Origin of the sequence: Saccharopolyspora elongata (assembly GCF_004348985.1) — a bacterium.
GTDB classification, from domain to species: domain Bacteria; phylum Actinomycetota; class Actinomycetes; order Mycobacteriales; family Pseudonocardiaceae; genus Saccharopolyspora; species Saccharopolyspora elongata.
Map to the genome: position 1 here is coordinate 1 of NZ_SMKW01000188.1, position 3369 is coordinate 3369.

Genomic DNA, 3369 nt, shown 5'->3' on the forward strand with positions numbered 1-3369 from the left:
GGTCGCACGCCGGGGCCGGGTGTGGGTTCGGGGCCGGGGTCGCGGCGTGAGTTGTTGGCGATGTTGGTTGCTGCTGATCCGGATTTGCGGGCGTATGCGGGGTTGTTGGGGGATCCGGAGGCGTTGCCGGCGAAGTTGCGGGCGTATGCGGCTAAGCCGAAGAAGGATCTGCGGTTGGCCAACGCCGGGATCACGTCGTTCATGTGGTTGAACACGATCCTGCCTGGCCGGGTTGACCAGTTGGCGTTGACGGGCAAGTACGGGCCGGAAGTGTTGCTGGGTTTGTATGAGCTGATGCTTCGTCAGCCTCGGCGGGGTGACCGGGCGCCCAGGATCGCGTTGGTGGTGGCCGAGCTGCTGGATGTGCGGCCTGATCCGGGTTCGTCGAACTCGTGGAATCCGGGTGCCTGGTTTGCTGGTTCGTGGAATCCGCGGGACTGGTTTGGTCGCTGGGGTGGGAAGGGTCTGCCGGCGACCGGCGGCGAGAAGACCGCGACGGAAAACGTTGAGGAGAAAGAGGAGAAGACCGCGGCGGAGGTGGTTGACGGGAAAACCCCGGCGGAGAACCTTGAGGAGAAGACCCGCTCCGACGACCGGGACCGCGACCCGGATGCCATCGAACCGGTGCCGGTGCCGGAGGTGCCGGAGGTTGGGGAAGACAATGTCGCGGGCAGGGTGGGGCGGGACATCCTGAATCGCTTCGGTGACACCGATCGGTTGCTGGCCGATGGAAGTTACGACGCGGCGTTCGAGCAGATCGAGAAGCGAGTGCGGGAGCGGCGGGCCACTGTGGACGCCGACGCTTTGGAGATCTTGCGCGGTCGCCGGGCACTGCGGCCAGAGTTTGTTGACCCGTCGTACGTGCCGTCGGCGAAGCGCCTCGGTGGCCGTGAACCGTTGACCACCGAGGCGGGGATCCATGCTGCTTCGGCGGAGCTCACTTACGGGCCGGATGATCCGGAGTTCGCTGCGGCGTTGGAGCTGGCTCGTCGCGTGGTGGGTGAGACCAACCTGACCGGTGACCGTGAGGTCGCTGAGGTCATTGCCCGCTTGGTCGCTCACGAGCATGTGACGATGCGGTGGCGGGGAGAGCGTCTGGAGAGGTACGCCACGGAGTTGGGGTTCGTCCTGGGGACGGTGGACCCGGGGTGGGCTCTGTCGCCGCGCAGGCCGGAAAACCGGCCCGGACTTCGGGGCGGAGGCCCTGGCGACTCCGGCGGCGGTCAGCGGCCCGCGGGGGCCGGGAGTTTCAGTCGACGGGCTCCGGCGGTTCTCCGTCCGTTGGACTTGAGCCCTGGCGGGTTGAAGTCCCTGGCAGATGAGCTTGATGGCCTGCTGATTAGCAGCTCGGATTTGCGGAATGCCACGTCTAAGCTTGGCGGGGTTACGTTGGGCGCCGCGAGGAAAGGGCTGCTCCCGGCCGCGTTTAATGAGGCGTCCGCAATTCCTGTCAGCACGGTTGCCGTGCATATCGAGGCGGGTACGCGGGAGGCCGTGGAGGCGATCAAGGGGACACGGGAGCTGGCGGGCTTGGTTCACAACGGTGTGAGCCGGATTCCGATGGCGGGGTGGCTGGCGGTGCTGGCGCACGTGACTGGGGCGTCGGGGAATGTTGCAGGGACGCCGGTTGGGCCGGTTGAGGCGTTGACGTTCGAGAGTTTGGAGGAGGTGGCGCGGAAGCTGGGTGATGCGACTGGGGTGAAGCGCTGGGCTCTGCCGTCGACGGGCGAGGTGCCCGACGAGACGGAGCGGGAGGCGACGGCAGGACATCTGGTCAAAGCCAAACATGCGGTGCTTATGGCGTTCGAGGGCAACCTTGTGAGTGAAGGCGCTCGGGGTCTCTTGGATGAGCTGCCGTGGGGCAGGCGGGAGGCTGTGGAGACGTTCGTCGCGCATGTGTTGGCGTTGAATCCGTTTGCGTTGCGGGTGATGGCGAAGACCGAGGCGTTCCACGACGCCGCATCGTGGGGCGACACCGACGGCTGGACCGACGGGACAAGTCCCGGCTCACGCAGGGGTGTCGCCGCAGCCTTGCTGGACCTCGTCGCCAAGTTGATCCCGCAGCCGGGATCCGAAAGTCCGAAGGTGGCTCAGGCGAGGGATGATCTCCTGCCTGCGGAATTGCGGGCGGCGGTCAGAGCTATGGACCGGGACGAGCCGCGCTTCTGGGGGCCGGCCTTGACCGCTCGGTCGGGGGCTTTGACCAGGCTGCGGTCGGATTTAGCTGCGGCGAAGCAGGAGGTGGTCAGCGCTTATAACAAGCTCAGCCGGGAGGACCGTCAGGACTTGCTCGGCCGGGACCAGGTGGTTCAGGGCGCGATCAACAGGTTCGTCGCCGAGGCATTGATGAGTGGCTCGATGGCACAGAAGCTGGCGCTGCAAACGCCACAGCTTAAGCATTTCGTCGTCACACGTGACGCCAACTCGTTGTTGAGGGCTGTTGCTTCGGGCGGTATGGATCGGAGCTTGCTGGCGGCGGCCGCGAAGGAGCTTGGTGCGGCGCCGGGAGTTGCCGAGTCGTCAGTGGCGAGTGGGGTGGTGATCGATTCCGGATCCGGGCGTGGTGGTTCTGGGGTGGGGACTGGGGTTTCCGGTCGACTTGCGGCTCCGGAGGATGTGCGGCCGTCGGAGTCGAGGGCTGCTGTGTTGAGTTCGCTGATGGGTGCGTTTGATCGGTACCAGGCGAGGCTGAGGCTGGCGTCGTCCGCTGGTGGTCAGCGGCCCGCGGGTGCCGGATCCGGGCGTGGTGGTTCTGGGGCGGTGCCTAGGGTTTCTAGTCGACTTGCGGCTCCGGCGGATGTGCCGCCGTCGGAGTCGAGGCCTGCTTGGGTGAATACGTATCTGGTTGCGCTTGAGAAGTACCAGGAGCGGCTAAGGCTGGGGTCGTCCGCTGGTGGCTCCGGTGGTGGTCAGCGGCCTGCGGAGGCCGGATCCGGGCACGAAAGATCTGATCAGCGTAAGCGGGAGGCTGTGGAGCCTCCGGAGAAGCGGCAGCGTGTTGAGGGGCCGGGGGCTGGTTCCGATGCGGGGTTTGGTGGGTTGATGTGGACGCGGGATGGGTTGGCCGATGTGGTGTCGCGGTTGGATGCGGCTGAGGGTCGGGGGGTGGCGGCGGATGTTGAGTCGGCGATGGGGAAGGTGGCCGAAGCGTATGCCGAGTTGCCGGCTGCGGTGCGTGAAGTCCTGCACGGTCTGGGAGTGCGGGAGGGTGTTGATCAATTTGTGGGCTATGTGCAGGCAGGGCGGCCGTTTGCGTTGCGGGTGGTGGAGCAGACGCCGGAGTTGCGGGGTGTTGGGGGTACTGCCGTCGAGCTGTTGACGGCTATAGCGGGGGGTTTTGAGCGGATGGCGTGGAGGGCGGTGGTGGGT

General features: G+C 66.3%; 2 protein-coding genes. One reads left to right on the forward strand and one right to left on the reverse strand.

Annotated features, from left to right (window positions below):
- The coding region (locus E1288_RS48455; protein WP_207954944.1) for a hypothetical protein at positions 1-203 on the reverse strand (203 nt) is incomplete at its 3' end.
- 142 nt (positions 204-345) lie between these two features.
- Here E1288_RS48455 and E1288_RS46095 point away from each other — a divergent pair.
- Positions 346-3369: hypothetical protein (locus E1288_RS46095; RefSeq protein ID WP_207954945.1), on the forward strand; the 3024-nt coding region annotated here is incomplete at its 3' end.